Origin of the sequence: Streptomyces sp. NBC_01390, from assembly GCF_045040105.1 — a bacterium.
Lineage (GTDB): Bacteria > Actinomycetota > Actinomycetes > Streptomycetales > Streptomycetaceae > Streptomyces.
Genome location: NZ_CP109551.1, coordinates 7,316,516 through 7,334,111, shown reverse-complemented (window position 1 = coordinate 7,334,111; position 17,596 = coordinate 7,316,516). Strand labels below are relative to the sequence as shown.

Below are 17,596 nucleotides of genomic sequence, written 5' to 3'. Positions count from 1 at the left end.
AGCACTAGGTCCATGTGCCGAGGGCGGATCGGGCCGAAGGCGGATCTCCACGCCCGGCCACGTCGCTAGCGTGGGCGGTCAGATCACACGCGTGACGCTCCCTGGCCGACCGACGACCCAGGTGGAGCGGGTGATCGCTATTTGGACGCACACGAGGAGTTCGATGCCCACCGACGGCTACGCCTATGTCTGCAAGTCCGACGTACTGGAAAAGGGCGTCGCCCGACGTTCGAGGTGGAGGGCGTGCCGGTCTCGCTGGTCCTGACCGGGGATGAGGTGTTCGCGATCCACGACGTGTGCTCGCACAGTGCGGTCTCGCTCTCCGAAGGAGAGGTGGATGGGTGCACGGTCGAGTGCTGGCTGCACGGCTCCCGCTTCGACCTGCGCACCGGCAAGCCGCTCGACCCGCCGGCCACGCGGCCTGTCATGGTGTATCCGGTGCGGATCGAGGGTGGATGCGTATACGTCGATGTTGTACCCCGGAGCGATGGATGACCGAGCCTTCGGGCGAGTTTACGGGGGAGCGTGCCGACGCCGTCCGCAACCGTGCCCGGCTGTTGGAAGCGGCTGCCTGGCTGGTGGCCGAGCGGGGCGCCGAGCGCGTGACGATGCACGAGGTCGCGCAGGTCGCCGGGGTGGGCAAGGGCACGCTCTTCCGCCGGTTCGGCGACCGCGACGGACTTCTGCTGGCTCTGCTCGACCACGTCGAGGCGGAGTTCTATGACGCATACACCTCAGGTCCGCCCCCTCTGGGGCCAGGAGTATCGGCGCAGGACCGGCTGACGGCCTTCGGCTGTGCTCTGATCGAGCGCGTCGCGGACGAGACAGACCTGGGCCCGGCGCTGGGCCGTCGGGTCCCCATCGGGCGCCGCCGGACGTCACGCTACGGCCGGGCCTTCCGCCACCACGTCACCTCGCTGCTGCGGGAGGCGGGAGTCGTGGGCGACCACACCATGATCGCCCACGCCCTGCTCGCCTTCGTGGACCTGGAGACCCTCGACCACCTGCGCAACGACGACCAGGTCACCACCGCCCGCCTACAGAGCACATGGTCGGATCTGGTGCGACGGGTGACCGGCGCCGACGAACGATGAACGCTCGCCTCCCGCGCGTCCGTTGTCACGCGAGGAAGACGCGCACGGCGTTCGGCTCACCCATGGCCTCCTCCTCTTCATTGTTCTGGGCGATGCGGTGGATCACGAGGTCGCCGTGCCAGTCGGCCTGGGCGGTCGGCGGAGGTACGACGATCAGCTCCAGTACGCCCGCGGGACGCGTGGCTGTTCCCTCGACGACGGCACCGTTGACGGCCAGGTAGTCCGGTGCCGGTTCGCGGCATGCCTGTCGACCATGTCGATGACAGCGCCGCGCAGGTCTGTCAGCTGGCGTAGGGAGCCCCAGGCGACATGGCCGGGCGCGAGATGTGTGGCTCGGGCCTCTGCGCCTGGGCGCGACGAGGCCGAGCGGGCCGAGCCGGAAGAGTGCCACTTCCAGCTGGGCCGACCTCACCGCGGCGTTCTTGGACAGCTCGTCGAGAGGCAGCGGCCCGACCGCGTCGGCGCTGTGATAGCCGACGAGGGCGGTGAGGAGTCGGCCCGAGGTGCCGGGGAACAGGGCGGCCAGCGGGGATCCGAGGTTCATATTCCGTCCTCGGTGGAGGTTCTCGCCGGCTTCGCAGGCAGGTGGGCACCGACGACGAAGCCGACGAGAGTCTTGGAGCCCGGGGCGCCGTTTTGAGCGGTCAGGCGCCGGAGGGCCATTCCTCCGTGAGCACGGTCGCTGCCTCATGGAACTCCGCGAGAACGTCGAGGAATCCGGTCCTGCCCCACAGCGCCAGCCCCAGAACGACCACGCCCACGGCCGTGATGTGCACGGCCCCGGTCGGATCCCGGCACGAAACCGCGCGCATCGCCGATTGGTCACCGCGAGCCCACGCCCGCGTCGCCTCGGACACGGCGAGTTCGTAGTGGAGCGGGGCAACTGTGGCGACAGCGTCGGCCTGCCGAACCAGGTCCTCCAGCGCGAACGGCCTGCCGGTCAGCTCCATGATGCTGATGGTGGAGCGCACCAGGCCGTTCAGGATCGCGTGCACCTCCAAGGAGCCGGCCGTGTCCAGACTGTCCAGCGCCTCACGGACCGCGACGCCGTCGTGGTCCACGTAGCCCCGGACCACGTCCATCGCGCGGTCGCTGGAGGTCTTGTGCGCTGCGTTGCTCATGTAGATCACCCTAGGAGCGCCCGCACGAAAACGGATCGGTCTTTCGGCGCAGCCTGCCTCGGAACAAAGCACTAGGTACTCCAGCCGGACTTCAGCTCGACCAACGTCCTTACCGGGCCGTCCGCACAGAGCAGGGCGTCACTCAGCTCGCACAAGGCGTCGGGGCGCTGGGTCAGGCAGGCATAGAACTCCATCTGGAAGCATGACAGTTCAGCAAACGCATCCTGCGGGACATCCCGCTGCAGCAGACTCATGGCTACGACCTTCGCGCTGGTCAAGTGCCTCTGTGACGGAGCACAGGATCAGGCGAAGGCCGCTCTCACGTCCGGCAGCCAGCCGAAAACTTCAGCAAGTTCGAGGTCATGTTCGACTACGAACCATAAGCCTCAAGCCAAGCGCAGGCCGGAAAGCGGGCGATGCCGGTCAGGGCGGCTTGCAGTGCGCTCCGAACTCTCGGTACCGCCACGCCCCCGACAGCCGACAGCCTCGCGGAGCTTCTCGACGCTCTCCCCTGCCTGGCCGCTCATCTCGCCGATGCCCCGCGCAGCAGCAACGACGCCCGTACGAAATCACCCAGCTCACCGTCCGCCTGCACGCCGACAACGACGACGTCTCCTGCCCGATCACCTTGCCGGAGGCTGGCCCGGACGCCCCAACTACCGCTGGTGTGCTCGGCGTTGATCGGCACGTTCGTCCTGGTCGCGGCCGACCTCGCGGCCCGTTGCGCTGCTGCCGCTTCGGCCCTCCGACTGCCTGCATCACCGATCCTCCAGCCATGCACGACACTGTGGTCCCAGTTTTGATCCCACCGGTGACTCTGGTGCGCAATTCGCTGCGGGGGTAAGGCCGGGTCGGCGATGATCGTTGGCGGGGTCGCCTTCCTGTCGTGCGGTCCTGGAGGCGGTACGGATGTCGATGCGGCCGGTGGGGTTGCCGGAGATCCCGGAACAGACGGTGGTGGTGGCCCGGGCGGCGTTTCCGAAGGGGAGCCTGGCGATACGAGTGCGGGATCGCCTCACGGCCGCGCCGCCCCTCTCGTCGTCCCGGCACCACCGTACCGATCACGTAGGGGACGGCCGGCGCAACGGAATCAGCCCGCCCTGTCGCCGAACCAGGCAGTAGCGCCCACCGGCTCTCATGGCGCGCGGGCGGGGTTCAGGCCCGCCATCAGGGCCCCCTGCTACTCGGTTCGCATCGCGATCCCGAGTCGGCAGGAGGCCCTTCGTCAAGCCGTTCAGTTGATGCGGACGATCTTCCAGAGCTGGTCGTCGATGTTCAGGTCGTTCCACTGCACGACTGCCGCGCCGTTGGCGGTGGAGGACTGGGCGACGGCGGCGTTGAAACCGCTGCCGACGTTCTTGAGTTTGTAGTAGCCGTTGCCCGCTTCGGTGAGGGTCCACTTCTGCGAGTTCGCGGTGGACGGCGTGTTCTGGACGACGGCGGCTCCGGCGGTGGTGGAGCCGCTACGGATGTCCAGGTTCAGGTTGCTGTTGGCGTTCTTGATGGTCCAGGCTCCGCCGCCGGCGGACTGGAAGGTGTACAGCTGGCAGAAGCAGGCCGAGTTCTGCCACTGCTGGACTGCCGTGTTGGTGGCGGTCGAGCCCTGCGGGATGTCCAGGTACTTCCCGCTGTTCTTGTTGACGAGGACGTACTGCCCGGTGCCCAGCGCCGGCAGAGCGGTCTGGGTGACGTTCCAGCGCTGGCAGGCGCAGCTGGTGGCGCTCCACTGGCCGGCGGCAGTCCCGGTGGCGGTGGAGGCGTTCGGGATCTCCAGGTACTTGCCGGTCACGCGGTTGGTGAGGCTGTAGCCGCCGGCCGGGTTCGGGGCGACGGCCCACTCGTGGTCCAGGGTGCCGTTGTCGTCCCACTGGAGGATCTTCGCTCCGTCGGCGGTGGACTGGTTCTCCACGCCGAGGACCTTGCCGCTGGCGACGTTGAGGATCTTGAAGTAGCCGGAGCTCTGCTGTATGAAGCGCCACTGCTGGTCGGTGGCGTTGTCGGCGTTCTGCTGGGTGGCGTTCGTGCCGTTGGTGGCGGAGCCGCCCGAGATGCTCAGCTGGAGGTTGCTGCCCGCGTTCGACACGGTGTAGGTGGCACCGTCCGAGATGCCGCCGCCCAGGTCGATGGTGCTGTAGGTGACGGGGTTGGAGAGGTTGGGGCCGCCGCTGCCGCCACTGAGCACGAGCAGGCTGTGGCCGTCGGACAGGGGCACCATGCCGCGGCTGTAGCCGCCGGCGACGTTGGAGCTGATGCGCGTCCAGGTGTTCGCTGCGCCGTTCTGGGTGTTCAGGAACAGGTCACTGGTGCTGTAGGCACTGACGACCAGCGTGCCGTTCGGACCGCCCGTGGGCAGCCACGTGATGTACGGCGTACTGGTGGGTATCGTGCCGTCCGTCGCCTGCAGGGGAATGCCCGTGACGGAGTTGAAGGCCTCCGGGTCGGCGGAGATCTTGTAGTAGACGGCGAAGTTGCCCGAGGGCGAGCCGCCGTATTCGTACGTCATGACGTAGTTGCCGTTGGGCAGCTTCGCGACGGTGGGCATGCCCGGGCGCTGGCTGTAGGTGGGCATCGCCACGTCATCCACGACCGGACCCCAGGTGTGCAGGTCCGTGGTGACCTGGTGCACGACCTTCTGACCGTGGGCGGGGTCACGCTGGTCGGAGTAGTAGACGATCAGCTTGCCGTTGGCGTAGAGGAAGAACGGCTCCCACACGGGAGTGTTGCCGTTCGCGTCGAACGCCGGACCGCCGGTCGCGATGTTGCCGGCGAAGGTCCAGGTCTGTCCGCGGTCGGTGCTGGCGTAGACATCGATCTTGATGGCCGAGCGGTCGGAGGGAACCGAGGCGCCGGCGGCCAGGATGGTCCCGGCCGGGAAGTCGCCCACCGCCGCGGGCAGTTCGAACAGCTCGGGCTCCCAGCGCATGCCCCAGCCGTTCTGCGTGTCGGCGACCTCGGAGATCTTCGACCAGGAGTTGCCGTTGTCCGTACTGCGGTAGATCGGCAGGACTGGCGTGCCGGTGGTGTACTGCTCGAACGTCGCGAGGATGGTGCCGTTGGCGGAGCCGTTGTGCTGCATCCGCATCGCCCGTGGGTAGAGCGATCCGGGCGAGGGTGCGCCCGACGGCGGGGTGTACATCGTCTGCGAGGGACGCGCCAGGGCGTCCGCCCGGCCGGCGGGTACGACCATGGTCAGCACCGAGACGAGCAGGATGAAGGCCAGGGTGACGAAGGAGACGGGACGGGAACGCGGAGCGGCGCCGGGTCTGGCGCCTGTGCGGGCAAGGGACATTGCGGCTCCCAGGGGAAGGGGAAGGTGTGTTTCGGTGTCCGCCGGCTCGGAGTGACGCGGCGGGGTTTGTTGGGCGCCTGGCCCGGGGACAGCCGGGCGACACCGCCGGGCGCGGCACGCGGGCGCGGGGGGCGCGGGGGCGCGGCGCGACAAGCGCGGAAGGGCGGAGATGGGGTGCCCCAGCGGGTGGGTGTGCCGGGGCAGTGGCACGAGGGGGTGGGGTGGGTCAGAGGGAGGGCGGCGGTGCTGTCGAGCCGCGGACGACGAGTTCGACGGGTGGGTCGTTCGCGGGCGGCAGTTCGGTGTCGGGCTTCTCGATGGCGTGGAGGAGAAGCCGGATTCCTTCGCTCGACGCGGCCTCGAAAGGCTGACGGACGGTGGTCAGAGGCGGGGAGACGTAGGCGAAGACGGGGTTGCCGTCGAAACCGACGACGCTGACGTCTTCCGGCACCCGGCGACCGCTTTCCCGCAGGCCGTGAATGAGGCCGATGGCCATCTCGTCACCCGCGGCGAACACCGCGGTCACCGATCGGTCCGAGGCCAGCCCGAGGCCCGCGGCATACCCGGAGGCCGCCGACCAGTCGCCGTTCAGTACGGGGGGCTCGTGCGCGCCCCGGTCCGCCAGCGCGGCCTGCCATCCCTCGATACGGTCCTTGGTGGCGTACCACCGCCGCGGCCCCGCGAGGTGATGGACGGTCGCATGCCCCAGGTCCAGCAGATGTTCCGTGGCCGCGCGTGCCAGCTCGTGGGCGCCCACGCCGACGGTCAGTGTCCGGGTGGCGCTGAAGGCGGGTGGGGCTCCGACGAAGAGGACCGGCACGTCGACGCCGAGCGGGACTTCGCCCTCGACGACGGGTACGGAGACGACGATGCCGTCCACGCCCTGCTCCAGGAGCGATTCCAGTGCGGCGGCGATGCTTCGCGGGTCGCCGTCCGGGGTGTTGACCACGCGCAGCGCGTAGCCGGCGTCCCGTACGGCCTGTTCGATGCCCACGAGCAGGGAGGCAGTTCCGTACCCGGCGGTTGCCAGCGCGACCACACCGATGGACCGGGTACGGCCGGAGGCCAGTGCCCTGGCCGCGTGGTTCAGGCGGTAGCCGAGTTCCTCGGCGGCCGCCAGGACGCGTCGGCGGGACTCCTCGGAGACGTACGGCTCGTTGTTGAGGACGCGGGAGACCGTCTTGCGTGAGACGCCGGCCAGCCTGGCCACGTCCTCACTGCGCGGCGCGGAGGAGCCCGCACCGCGCTCCAGCCCAGTTGTCATGACGTCTCCCATGGCCGTGCGTTCTTCATCGAACGGGGTCAAATTACGTGACCGCGCGGTCTGACCGCGCGGTCAATGTGTACGCATCCGCCTGGCGCACGTCAAGGGTTCACGCAACGTCGCTTGCTTCCGACGGGACGGCATCGAGGCCTGCGGGCCGGCGGAGCGAGGCGCTCGAGCCGTCCGAGGAAGGCGTGACCGCGAGGCAATCCTGCAGCTCAATCGCCAATTGGGGAGCCCGGGACGGTTCGATGCCCAGCCATGTCGGCCCCGTCCGCCCCGCCCGGCTGCCGGCAGATGGGACTTACGGCCGGAGCCGCCCCGTCATGGATTACCGGACGGAAAGTCTTGACAGCGAGTCCACACAGCGTTCACGCTTCCTGGCGTCCGACGATCGTGTTTGTTCGATCGTGTTGGATTCCGGCTCGCGACCGACCTCCAAACGGTCCCTCGACGACCCGCCCTCCGTCATACCCCCGTCCGGCTGACGTGCCATACCGGGGTACCGCCAGCCCTGTAGGAGCCGAAATGCACCGTTCCTCCCCCGGTCAGCCCATGTCCGGAACCAGCCGCCGCACCGTGCTCCGCGGACTCGGCGGAGCCGCGGTACTGGGTACCGGCATCCCCCTGCTGAGCGCCTGCGCCGGCAGTTCCGCCTCGTCGGACACCAAGACCGTCACCGTGGGCTCCAACGCGTCCGACGCCGTCCCGAAGAAGGGATACGGCGACGTCTACGCGGCCTTCACGAAGCAGTCCGGGATCGCGGTCGACATCAACACCAAGGACCACAACACGTTCCAGGAGCAGATCAACACCTATCTGCAGGGCACGCCGGACGACGTGTTCCAGTGGTTCGCCGGCTACCGGATGCAGTTCTTCGCGGCCAAGGGTCTCGCTTCCCCGATCGACGACGTGTGGAAGACGATCGGGGGCAACTTCCCGTCGGCGATGCACGACCTGAGCAAGGGTCAGGACGGCAAGTACTACCTGGTGCCGCTGACCACATCGCCGTGGGCGGTCTTCTACCGCAAGAGCGTCTTCCAGAAGTACGGCTACGAGGTCCCAACCACGTGGGACGCATACGTCGCCCTGTGCAAGCAGATGAAGAAGGACGGCCTCGTCCCGATCGCATTCGGCGACAAGGACGCCTGGCCGGCGATGGGCTCCTTCGACCAGATCAACTTCCGCCTCAACGGCTACGACTTCCACGTCGAACTGATGGCGGGCAAGGCATCGTGGACCGACGCGAAGGTCCGCAAGGTCTTCGACACCTGGGCCGAGACCCTCCCCTACCACCAGGAGGGCGCGGTCGGCCGTACCTGGCAGGACGCCGCCCAGACGCTGGTGGCGAAGAAGGCCGGGATGTACATGCTCGGCATGTTCGTGGCCCAGCAGTTCAGCAACAAGGCCGACCTGGACGACCTCGACTTCTTCGCCTTCCCCGAGATCGACCCGGCGTACGGGCAGGACACCGTCGAGGCGCCGACCGACGGCATCATGCTCAGCAAGAAGCCCAAGAACCACGCCGGCTCCGTCAAACTGCTCGAATTCCTGGGCACGGCCCAGGCCGAGGAGATCTACCTCAAGGCCGACCCGAGCCTTATCGCCGCCTCCACGAAGGCCGACACCTCCGGCTACAGCACCCTTCAGAAGAAGGGCTACGAGATGATCAGCGGCGCGAAGCATCTCACCCAGTTCATGGACCGCGACAGCCGGCCGGACTTCACCTCGACGGTGATGCAGCCCGCGCTGCAGAAGTTCGTCCGCGACCCCAAGGGGATCGACAGCCTGCTGTCCTCGATCGAGCGCCAGAAGAAGACGATCTTCGCGTCCGGCTGAGACCGATCCCCCTTCTGAAGCGGATGAGCACCGACACCATGAGCTCCGAAACGACCACGAAGACCCCGGAGGCGGCCGCGGTGCTGCCTCCGGGCCCCGCATCTCCGAAGAAGCGGGTTCCGCAGGGCCACCGGCGCCTGTTGACCCGCCGTGACCGGATCACGCTCGGCCTGATGGCCGGCGTGCCCACCATCCTGCACGTGGCACTCGTCTGGGTCACCGCCCTCGCCTCGATCGCCCTGGCCTTCACCAGCTGGGACGGCATCGGCTTCGATTCCATCAAGTGGGTGGGGCTGGACAACTTCCAGCAACTGTTCGGTGACAACCCGCAGTTCTGGCCCGCCGTCCAGCACAACGTCATCTGGTTCGTCGTCCTGATCCTGGTCCCGACGCCGTTCGGCCTGTTCCTCGCCGTCCAGCTGGACAAGAAGATCCGCTTCAGCCGGGTCTACCAGACCGCCCTCTTCCTGCCGGTCGTGGTCTCGCTGGCCGTGACCGGGTTCGTGTGGCAGCTGGTCTACAACCCCGACACCGGCCTGATCAACAGCCTCATCGGGGCCAACAAGCCCGGCCACTACATCGACTGGATCGGCGACCCGCACCTCAACCTGTGGGCCATTCTGGTGGCCGCCTGCTGGCGGCACACCGGCTACATGATGATCCTCTACCTGGCCGGTCTCAAGGGCGTCGACCCCTCCCTCAGGGAGGCGTCCTCGCTGGACGGCGCGAACGAGTGGCAGACGTTCAAGAACGTCATCTTCCCGACCCTGCGCCCCACCAACACCGTGGTCCTGGTCGTCACCATCATCGAGGCGCTGCGCGCCTTCGACCTCGTCTTCGTCTTCAACAAGGGCGCCCAGGGCACCGAACTGCTCTCGATCCTGATCACCAACAACATCATCGGCGAGTCCAGCCGCATCGGCTACGGCTCCGCGATCGCCGTCGTCCTGCTGGTGATCTCCCTCGTCGTGATCATCCCCTACCTGATCTCGACCTTCCGCAAGGAGCGCAGCGCATGAGCACCCCCACGGTGGCGCTCGGCGCCAAGCAGCGCACCCCCGTCCGCCCCGCCCGCGTCCTGCTGCACACCTTCCTGGTCGTGACGGCCCTGGCCTGGCTGGCCCCTCTCCTGTGGGCCGCCTTCTCAGCACTGAGGCCCTACTCCGAAACCAGCGAGAAGGGTTACGTGTCCTGGCCCGACAAACTGAGCCTCGACAACTTCACCAACGCCTTCGAGCAGTCCGACATGCTCCACTACTTCGGGAACACGCTGCTCATCGCGGTCCCGGCGGTGCTGGTCACACTGCTGCTGTCCTCGATGGTCGCCTTCTACGTCAGCCGCTTCGACTTCCGGCTCAACCTCGCCCTCCTGCTGGTCTTCACCGCGGGCAACCTGTTGCCACAGCAGGTCATCATCACCCCTCTGTACCGCCTGTACCTGCTCATCGACCTGCCCGGCATCACCATGAGCGGCAAGCTGTACGACTCCGCGCTGGGCCTGGTCCTGATCCACGTGGCGTTCCAGTCAGGCTTCTGTGCCTTCGTGCTCGCCAACTACATGCGCTCGCTCCCGCACGAACTGACCGAGGCCGCCCTCGTCGACGGCGCCTCCGTCTGGCGCCTGTACTGGCAGATCGTGCTGCCGCTGTGCAAGCCCGCGATGGCGGCCCTGGCCACGTTGCTGTCCATCTGGATCTACAACGACTTCTTCTGGGCACTGGTCCTGATCTCCACCGGCGACAACATGCCGATCACCTCGGCCCTGAACAACCTCTCCGGCCAGTACTTCACCGACCCCAACCTGGTCGCCGCGGGTGCACTGTTGACCGCGATCCCGACGCTGATCGTGTACTTCGCGCTGCAGCGGCAGTTCGTCAGCGGCCTCACGCTGGGCGCCAACAAGGGCTGATACACCCCCAGTTGCCCCTCCCCTACACCCCTCCCGGAGCATCACCAGTGAGTACCGCACGCCGTCTTCGCATTCCTGGAATCGCCTACGGGGGTGACTACAACCCCGAGCAGTGGCCCGAGGAGGTCTGGGCCGAGGACATGCGCCTGATGCGCGAGGCCGGGGTGACCATGGTCAGCGTCGGCATCTTCTCCTGGGCGCTGCTCGAACCGGCCGAGGGCGTCTACGACTTCGCCCGGATGGACAAGATCCTCGACCTGCTCCAGGAGAACGGCATCGCCGCCGACCTGGCGACCCCGACGGCGGCGCCGCCGGCCTGGTTCTTCCACACGTACCCGGAAGCGCTGCCGGTCGACAGGGACGGCAGGAAACTGTCGTACGGCAGCCGCCAGACGTTCTGCTCCAGCAGCCCGGCCTACCGCAGAGCGGCGCTGCGGATCGCCGGTGCGCTCGCCGAGCGCTACGCCGATCACCCGGCCGTCGCCATGTGGCACGTGCACAACGAGTACGGCTGCCACAACGACGCCTGCTACTGCGACACCAGCGCCGCCGCCTTCCGCACCTGGCTGCGGGCCCGCTACGGCGACGACCTGGACGCCCTCAACCATGCCTGGGGCACCACGTTCTGGAGCCAGTGGTACTACACGTGGGACCAGATCCTGCCGCCCCGCACCACCGCGGCTCCCCCGAACCCCACCCACCAGCTGGACTGGCGCCGCTTCTGCTCGGACGAACTGCTCTCCCTGTGCACCGCCGAGCGCGACGTACTGCGCCGGGCCGCCCCGGGCACCCCCGCGACCACCAACTTCCTGGTCCTGCGCACCATCGACGCCCTCGACTACTGGCGTTGGGCTCCGGAGTTGGACATCCTCTCCAACGACCACTACCTGCTGTCCGACGACCCGGAGGCCGAGGTCGACATCGCGCTTCACGGCGATCTGATGCGTTCGCTCGCGGGCGGGCCGTGGTTCCTCATGGAGCACTCGACCGGCGCCGTCAACTGGCAGCCCGTCAACCGCGCCAAGCAGCCGGGGGAGATGCGCCGCAATGCGCTCGCGCACGTGGCGCACGGTGCCGACGGCATCGCGTTCTTCCAGTGGCGGGCCGCGAAGGCGGGCGCCGAGCAGTGGCACTCGGCAATGCTGCCGCACGCCGGCACCGACAGCCAGATCTGGCGGGACGTCGTCCAACTCGGCGCGGACCTGCGGGCGTTGGCCGAGGTGCGGGACTCCACCAGCACGGCGCAGGTGGCCATCGTGTGGGACTGGGACGCCCGCTGGGCTCTGGAACTGCCCTCCCAGCCCAGCGGCGAGCTGCGCTACCAGGACCTGGTGCGCGACTGGTACACCCCCCTGTGGGGGGCTGGGGTCGCCGTCGATTTCGTACGCCCCGACGACCCCGGACTCGACCGCTACAAGCTCGTCCTGGCACCCTCGCTGTACCTGGTCGCGGAGGCGGCCGCGGTCAACCTCGCCCGGTTCGCCGAACGCGGGGGCACGCTGGCCGTAGGCTTCCACAGCGGCATGGTCGACGAGAACGCCCATGTGTACCTGGGCGGTTACCCCGGCGCGTTCCGTGATGTCCTCGGCGTGGTCACCGACGAGCTCTTCCCTCTGCTGCCGGGCGAGACGACCGGCCTGACCGGCGACGTGGCGCCTGGTGCCACGGCCGATCTATGGTCGGAGCGCATCCGGCTGACCGGCGCGCAGGCCGTGGTCTCGCACGCCGACGGCCCGCTGGCCGGCCACCCCGCCGTCACCCGCCACGGGCACGGCGACGGCTCCGCCTGGTATCTGGCCACCCGTCCCGACCCGGACACGCTCGCCGCCCTGCTCGACCGCATCCGCCGGGAGGCCGGCGTGACACCGGAGCAGGACGCGCCCGCCGGGATCGAGGTCGTCCGGCGCCGGGGCGCGGAGGCCGACTTCCTGTTCCTCATCGACCACACCGGAAAGGGGGCCGACGTACCTGCCGAAGGTGTCGAAATCCTCACCGGCACACCGGTTGCCGGAACGGTCACCGTCCCACCGGGAGGCGTCGCCGTGGTCCGCGAGCCCCGCTGATCGCCTGGCGGTGTGGAGAGCGGGTCAGTGCCGGGCGCGCCAGGAGCAGGCCGGTGTTCCCGCGACCGGTGCGGGAACGCTCAGCACCGCGCCGGAGGCCGCGGTCGGGTTCTGTACCCCGTAGCGGGCCGTGGTGACGTAGAGGAGGTGCTTGATCGACCCGCACGTCAGCACGTCGGTGGGTCAGCCGAGGCCGTCCGCGCCGACCTGCACGGCGGACTCGTCCAGCACGGCGTCGGTGACGGGCTGCGGGCTCCCTTCGAGGTCGAGGACCGGGGTGGCTTCCTTGTACCAGGCCTCGATCACGGCGTTGCCCCAGAAGTCGCGGCGGCGGTCGTCGTGGACGTTCCAGCGGTAGGTCTCGTGGTCGGGGTCGCCGGTGTAGTAGTCGGAGGTGTAGATCTCCACCCGGTGGCCGTCGGGGTCGCGCAGGTAGAGGTACAAGGCGTTGGAGACACCGTGCCGTCCCGGGCCGCGTTCGATGTGGTGCTCCTGGCGCAGGGAGCCGAACAGGTCGGCGGCGCGCAGGACTTGGTGCGATTCGTGGGTGGCGACGCCGAGGTGGTGCAGTCGGGGCCCGGCGCCGCCCGTGAAAGCGACGTCGTGGACGGTCTGTTTGCGGTACATCCAGGCCGCGTACAGCTCGTGCTCGTCGCCCTCGATCGTCTCCGAGCAGCCGAAGCCCAGTGACTTGTAGTGGGCGTAGGCGGCGGGGATATCCGGGGTGCAGATGTTGAAGTGGTCCAGGCGGGCCACCTCGGCGCCGTGGCGCAGGTCGTAGCGCTGGATGAGGCGCTCCGCGCGGTCGATGTCGTGGAAGAACTCCACCGGGAAGCCGAGCGGGTCGATGACGCGGACGGCGTCTCCGACACCAGGCGTGCCCTCGCCCTTCCGCACGCGCCGCATCGGTCGGCCGAGTCGGCGGAAGAACCTCTCCGCCTTGTCGACGTCCTCGGGGGTGCGGACCCGGTAGGCGATGTGGTCGAGGGCGGCGAGCTCGCCCCTGCGCAGGACGAGGGAGTGGTGGGTCAACTCGTCGGTGCCGCGCAGGCACAGGGTGCCGGCGTCCTCGTACTGGACGTGGAAACCGAGCATGTCGACCCAGAACCAGCGGGAGGCAGCGAGGTCGGTGACGGCCAGCTGGGCGTAGGCGGAGCGGATCACATCCGGCGCGGTCACGAGGCGGCTCCGAAGCGGGGGGTGTGGACGTCGCCGAGTGCGACGTGGACGATCTTCGACTCGGTGTAGAAGTCGACGGAGTGGGCGCCGCCCTCCCGGCCCACGCCGGACGCCTTGACGCCGCCGAAGGGTGTGCGCAGGTCGCGGACGTTGTGGGAGTTGATCCAGATCATGCCGGACTCGACGGCGTGGGCGATGCGGTGGCCGCGCTTGAGGTTCGACGTCCAGATGTAGGCGGCGAGGCCGAACCGGGTGGCGTTGGCGAGTTCGACGGCCTCGGATTCGTCGTCGAAGGGGGCGACGGCGACGACGGGGCCGAAGATCTCCTCCTGGAAGATACGGGCGTCACGGGGGACGTCGGCGAAGACGGTCGGCTGGAGGTAGTTGCCGTCGGCGAGGTGCGCGGGCCGGGTGCCGCCGGCGACGAGGCGGGCCTCCTTCTTGCCGATCTCGACATAGTTCAGGACGCGTTCGTAGTGCTCGGGGTGCACCAGCGCGCCCACCTCGGTGGCCGGGTCGGAGGGCGGCCCGACGCGGACGGCGTCCGCCCGCTCCGCCAGACGGCGGGTGAACTCCTCGTACACCGGGCGCTCCACGAGGACGCGTGAACCGGCCGTGCAACGCTCCCCGTTGAGGGAGAACACCCCGAAGACGACCGAGTCCAGGGCGGCTTCGAGGTCGGCGTCGGCGAAGACGACGGCCGGGGACTTGCCGCCCAGCTCCATCGACACCGTCTTCAGGTGCTCGGCGGTGGACCGGATGATGTGCCGGCCTGTGTCGGAGGAGCCGGTGAAGGAGATCAGCGGCACGTCCGGGTGGTCGACCAGTGCCTGGCCCGCCTCCTCGCCGATGCCGTGCACGATGTTCACCACCCCGGCGGGTACGCCTGCCTCTTCGAAGATCTCCGGCCACAGCGACGCGGAGAGGGGGGTCCACTCGGCCGGCTTGAGGATCAGCGTGCAGCCGGACGCCAGCGCGGGTGCCAGCTTCCAACTCTCCAGCATGAAGGGGGTGTTCCAGGGAGTGATCAGCCCGGCGACTCCCACCGGTGTGCGCACCACATAACTGAACTGGTCGTCGCCCTGCCGGAACGCCTCCTCGCCGAGGGCCACGATGACATCCGCGAAGTAGCGGAAGTTCTCGGCGGCCCGCCGCGCCTGGCCGCGGGCCTGCGTGATCGGGAGCCCGGAGTCGTACGACTCTAACGCGGCGAGCCGGTCATGACGAGCCTCGACGGCGTCCGCGATCCTGACCAGAACGTCGGCACGCTCCCGGTTGCCGAGGGACGACCAGGCGGGGAAGGCGGACCTGGCTGCGGCCACCGCCCGTTCGACGTCGGCCGGACCGCCGGCCGCGGCCTTGGCGTACGGCGTGTTGGTCACCGGATCCGCCACGGGGAACGTCCGCCCGTCGGCGCTGTCGACCAACTCACCGCCGATCCAGTGCTGGATGACGGGCGGCAGGTTCTCGATGCTCATGGTCAGGCTCCGATCTGTGCGGTGAGGTCGCCGCCCTCGGAGAGCAGCGCGCGGATCTTCGCCAGGCCCGCCTCGGTGGGCGTCGTCAACGGCGGGCGGACGTGAGCGGAGGCGATGCGGCCCTGCTGGGCGAGGACCCATTTGGCGGGGGCCGGGTTGGTCTCGACGAACAGCAGGTCGACCAGCGGGTGCAGGCGGTAGTGCAGGTCACGGGCCGCATCGAACTCGCCGGCCTCCCACAGCTCGTACATGCGTGCCACCGCGCCGGGCGCGAGATTGGCGACGGCCGACACGAAGCCCGCGCCGCCGAGTGCCATCAGCGGCAGGCAGAGCAGCTCGATGCCCGACCACACCAGCAGCGAGCGTCCGCAGGCGTGGAGCACGCGGGAGAAGTGCTCGAAGTCCTTCGTGGTCTCCTTCACGCCGACGAAGTTGTCGAAGTCGGTGAACAGCCGCTTGACCGTCTCCGGTGCGATGTCGACGGCGGTGCGCGAGGGCACGTTGTAGGCGACGATCGGCAGGTCCGGGAACTCCCGGGCCACCCTCGCGTACCACTCGTAGAGGGCCTCCTGCGTGGGCCGCGCGTAGTACGGCGTGATGACCAGGGCCGCGTCCGCGCCCAACTCCTGGGCGGCTGCGGTGAGTTCCATGGTCTCGTCGAGCTTGTGGGAGCCGGTGCCGGGCAGGAAGGGCACCCGGTCGCCGATCTCCTCGACCGCCGTGCGCATCGCGGCGATCCGCTCGGTGACGCTCTGCGCGCTCGGCTCGCCGGTCGATCCTCCGAGCGAGATGCCGTGCGAGCCGGACTCCAGCTGGAAGCTGATCAGGTCACGCAGGCTGTCGTGGTCGACGGCACCGTCCGCGGTGAACGGTGTGACGACGGGGGCGATGGACCCGCGGATGGCCGACGGGTCGCTGCGGAACTTCACTGTGTTTCTCCCTTGCACCAGTTCTCGTAGGCGTCCCGCCAGGCCGCACCCAGCGGATACAGGCCGGCGACGCTTTCCCCCGCGGCGACCTGCTTGGTGATGAAGCGCTCCTGCCGTTCCTGTTCGCGGCAGTCGGCGATCAGTTCCCCGGCGAGGTCGGGCGGTACGACGACCACGCCGTCGGCGTCGCCGACGATCAGGTCGCCGGGCTGGACCAGGGCCCCGCCGCAGGCGATGGGCACCCCGGTGTCCCAGGGGACGTGCCGGCGACCGAGGACGGAGGGGTGTCTGCCTGCCGCGTAGACGGGCAGGCCCAGGCCGGCGATGGCGGCGGCGTCGCGTACGGCGCCGTCGGTGACGACACCGGCCGCGCCCCGCTTGGCCGCTCTCAGCGCGAGGATGTCGCCGAGCGTGCCGGCGGTCGGGTCCCGCCGGGCGTCCATGACCAGGACGTGTCCGGGGCGCAGCTCCTCGATCGCCCGCTTCTGGGCGTTCATGCCCGTGCCGTACCGCTTGAACAGATCCTCGCGCAGCGGCAGATAGCGCAGCGTGTGGGCCACGCCCACCATCGCCGTGCCGCCGACCGGCCGTACGCCGTCGATCGACATGTGCGGCAGACCGCGCGAGCGCATCTGTGCGCTCAGCGTCGCCACGGCCACCGAGCGAAGTCCGTCGGCAAGGTCGTCGGCCAGCAGCGGCTGGGGCACGTGTCCGGCCCCGTATGCGGATTCCTCCTCGGCCCGGTCGGTCCTGGGCTGCGCGCCCCACGGCTCCAGGTCGTGATCGGCGTCTGCGATCGGGTTGCGCAGCACTCCGGTGCTCAATCGGCCGTCGCCGACCTCGACTTCGACCACGTCGCCCGGTTCGGCCACCGACGCGCCGGCCGGTGTGCCGGTGAGGATCACATCGCCGGGTTCCAGGGTGACCAGTCGGGACAGGTCCGCGATCAGCTCACCGAAGGGGAAGAGGAGGGTGTCGGTCGTGTCGTCCTGGACCAGCTCGCCGTTCACCCATGTCCTCAACCGCAGTCCGGCGGGGTCGAGTTCGGTGGCGTCCAGCAGCCGTGGGCCGATCGGGGTGAAGCCGTCAGCGCCTTTGGAGCGCAGGTTGGAGCCGCGGTCGGCGTGGCGCAGGTCGTACACGCCCGCGTCATTGGCGGCGGTCACCCAGCGCACATGGCGCCAGCCGTCCTCCGGCCGCACCTGTTGGGCCCGCGAGCCGATGACGAGGGCGATCTCGCCTTCGAAGCCCATCAGTCGGCAGCCTCGCGGCCTGATGATCGGCTCCTGGGTGCCGGCCAGCGACGACGGCGGCTTGAGGAAATAGGAGGGGTGGGCGGGGGTCCGGCCGCGCTCCTCAGCGCGGCTGCGGAAGTTGAGGTGGACAGCGATGATCTTCGTTGGGGGGTTCCCCAGAGGGTGTGGCACCGGG

General features: G+C 69.0%; 15 protein-coding genes and 1 pseudogene. 6 read left to right on the top strand and 10 right to left on the bottom strand.

Annotated features, from left to right (window positions below):
- The first annotated feature begins 189 nt into the window (after positions 1-189).
- A complete protein-coding gene (locus OG241_RS33060; protein WP_405826536.1) occupies positions 190-495 on the top strand; it encodes a non-heme iron oxygenase ferredoxin subunit in 306 nt (101 codons plus the stop codon).
- On the top strand, positions 492-1,094 hold the full coding sequence (locus tag OG241_RS33055) for a TetR/AcrR family transcriptional regulator (RefSeq protein WP_405820515.1): 603 nt from the start codon (positions 492-494) through the stop codon (positions 1,092-1,094). The genes OG241_RS33060 and OG241_RS33055 overlap by 4 nt, the downstream gene beginning before the upstream one ends.
- A gap of 25 nt (positions 1,095-1,119) precedes the next feature.
- On the opposite strand, the gene OG241_RS33050 is transcribed toward OG241_RS33055, so the two are convergent.
- The 5 genes and pseudogenes from OG241_RS33050 to OG241_RS33030 form a co-directional block, all read right to left on the bottom strand.
- The gene (locus tag OG241_RS33050; RefSeq protein WP_405820513.1) at positions 1,120-1,638 is read right to left on the bottom strand and encodes a hypothetical protein; all 519 of its coding nucleotides are present in this window, start codon (positions 1,636-1,638) and stop codon (positions 1,120-1,122) included.
- A gap of 100 nt (positions 1,639-1,738) precedes the next feature.
- Positions 1,739-2,215: a hypothetical protein gene (locus tag OG241_RS33045; RefSeq protein ID WP_405820511.1), complete on the bottom strand. Its 477-nt coding sequence runs from the start codon at positions 2,213-2,215 to the stop codon at positions 1,739-1,741.
- A 92-nt stretch (positions 2,216-2,307) separates the two neighbouring features.
- Positions 2,308-2,469 (bottom strand): annotated as a pseudogene (locus tag OG241_RS33040) (transposase); the annotation flags it as partial.
- A gap of 980 nt (positions 2,470-3,449) precedes the next feature.
- Positions 3,450-5,504 carry an RICIN domain-containing protein gene (locus tag OG241_RS33035; RefSeq protein ID WP_405820509.1) on the bottom strand — a complete coding sequence of 685 codons (2,055 nt, stop codon included), beginning with the start codon at positions 5,502-5,504 and terminating at the stop codon, positions 3,450-3,452.
- Between the two features lie 226 nt (positions 5,505-5,730).
- A complete protein-coding gene (locus tag OG241_RS33030) occupies positions 5,731-6,768 on the bottom strand; it encodes a LacI family DNA-binding transcriptional regulator (RefSeq protein WP_405820508.1) in 1,038 nt (345 codons plus the stop codon).
- A 528-nt stretch (positions 6,769-7,296) separates the two neighbouring features.
- Here OG241_RS33030 and OG241_RS33025 point away from each other — a divergent pair.
- From OG241_RS33025 to OG241_RS33010, 4 genes are read left to right on the top strand one after another with little or no spacing between them, the layout of a single operon-like run.
- A complete protein-coding gene (locus tag OG241_RS33025) occupies positions 7,297-8,607 on the top strand; it encodes an ABC transporter substrate-binding protein (protein ID WP_405820506.1) in 1,311 nt (436 codons plus the stop codon).
- A 38-nt stretch (positions 8,608-8,645) separates the two neighbouring features.
- Positions 8,646-9,626, top strand: a complete 981-nt coding sequence (locus OG241_RS33020; RefSeq protein ID WP_405820504.1) for a carbohydrate ABC transporter permease — start codon at positions 8,646-8,648, stop codon at positions 9,624-9,626.
- The gene (locus OG241_RS33015) at positions 9,623-10,516 is read left to right on the top strand and encodes a carbohydrate ABC transporter permease (protein WP_405820502.1); all 894 of its coding nucleotides are present in this window, start codon (positions 9,623-9,625) and stop codon (positions 10,514-10,516) included. Before OG241_RS33020 ends, OG241_RS33015 begins: the two co-directional genes overlap by 4 nt.
- Positions 10,517-10,563: 47 nt before the next feature.
- A complete protein-coding gene (locus tag OG241_RS33010) occupies positions 10,564-12,579 on the top strand; it encodes a beta-galactosidase (RefSeq protein ID WP_405820501.1) in 2,016 nt (671 codons plus the stop codon).
- 24 nt (positions 12,580-12,603) lie between these two features.
- On the opposite strand, the gene OG241_RS33005 is transcribed toward OG241_RS33010, so the two are convergent.
- Genes OG241_RS33005 through OG241_RS32985 form a run of 5 tightly spaced genes read right to left on the bottom strand, consistent with a single transcriptional unit; the run spans position 12,604 to position 17,592 of the window.
- The gene (locus tag OG241_RS33005; protein WP_405820499.1) at positions 12,604-12,753 is read right to left on the bottom strand and encodes a hypothetical protein; all 150 of its coding nucleotides are present in this window, start codon (positions 12,751-12,753) and stop codon (positions 12,604-12,606) included.
- A gap of 9 nt (positions 12,754-12,762) precedes the next feature.
- Positions 12,763-13,758 carry a 3,4-dihydroxyphenylacetate 2,3-dioxygenase gene (hpaD, locus tag OG241_RS33000; RefSeq protein ID WP_405820498.1) on the bottom strand — a complete coding sequence of 332 codons (996 nt, stop codon included), beginning with the start codon at positions 13,756-13,758 and terminating at the stop codon, positions 12,763-12,765.
- The gene (hpaE, locus tag OG241_RS32995; protein WP_405820496.1) at positions 13,755-15,236 is read right to left on the bottom strand and encodes a 5-carboxymethyl-2-hydroxymuconate semialdehyde dehydrogenase; all 1,482 of its coding nucleotides are present in this window, start codon (positions 15,234-15,236) and stop codon (positions 13,755-13,757) included. Before hpaE ends, hpaD begins: the two co-directional genes overlap by 4 nt.
- Positions 15,237-15,238: 2 nt before the next feature.
- Positions 15,239-16,165 carry a 4-hydroxy-tetrahydrodipicolinate synthase gene (gene dapA / locus OG241_RS32990; RefSeq protein ID WP_405820494.1) on the bottom strand — a complete coding sequence of 309 codons (927 nt, stop codon included), beginning with the start codon at positions 16,163-16,165 and terminating at the stop codon, positions 15,239-15,241.
- Complete coding sequence (locus OG241_RS32985) at positions 16,162-17,592, bottom strand: fumarylacetoacetate hydrolase family protein (RefSeq protein ID WP_405820493.1); 1,431 nt, start codon at positions 17,590-17,592, stop codon at positions 16,162-16,164. The genes dapA and OG241_RS32985 overlap by 4 nt, the downstream gene beginning before the upstream one ends.
- Between the last annotated feature and the right edge of the window lie 4 nt (positions 17,593-17,596).

What these genes read in the sequence shown, in the direction of transcription:
- OG241_RS33055 (WP_405820515.1), top strand. Translation starts at nt 492, where the DNA reads ATGACCGAGCCTTCGGGCGAGTTTACGGGGGAGCGTGCCGACGCCGTC.
- OG241_RS33050 (WP_405820513.1), bottom strand. Translation starts at nt 1,638, where the DNA reads ATGAACCTCGGATCCCCGCTGGCCGCCCTGTTCCCCGGCACCTCGGGC.
- OG241_RS33045 (WP_405820511.1), bottom strand. Translation starts at nt 2,215, where the DNA reads ATGAGCAACGCAGCGCACAAGACCTCCAGCGACCGCGCGATGGACGTG.
- OG241_RS33035 (WP_405820509.1), bottom strand. Translation starts at nt 5,504, where the DNA reads ATGTCCCTTGCCCGCACAGGCGCCAGACCCGGCGCCGCTCCGCGTTCC.
- OG241_RS33030 (WP_405820508.1), bottom strand. Translation starts at nt 6,768, where the DNA reads ATGACAACTGGGCTGGAGCGCGGTGCGGGCTCCTCCGCGCCGCGCAGT.
- OG241_RS33025 (WP_405820506.1), top strand. Translation starts at nt 7,297, where the DNA reads ATGCACCGTTCCTCCCCCGGTCAGCCCATGTCCGGAACCAGCCGCCGC.
- OG241_RS33020 (WP_405820504.1), top strand. Translation starts at nt 8,646, where the DNA reads ATGAGCTCCGAAACGACCACGAAGACCCCGGAGGCGGCCGCGGTGCTG.
- OG241_RS33015 (WP_405820502.1), top strand. Translation starts at nt 9,623, where the DNA reads ATGAGCACCCCCACGGTGGCGCTCGGCGCCAAGCAGCGCACCCCCGTC.
- hpaE (WP_405820496.1), bottom strand. Translation starts at nt 15,236, where the DNA reads ATGAGCATCGAGAACCTGCCGCCCGTCATCCAGCACTGGATCGGCGGT.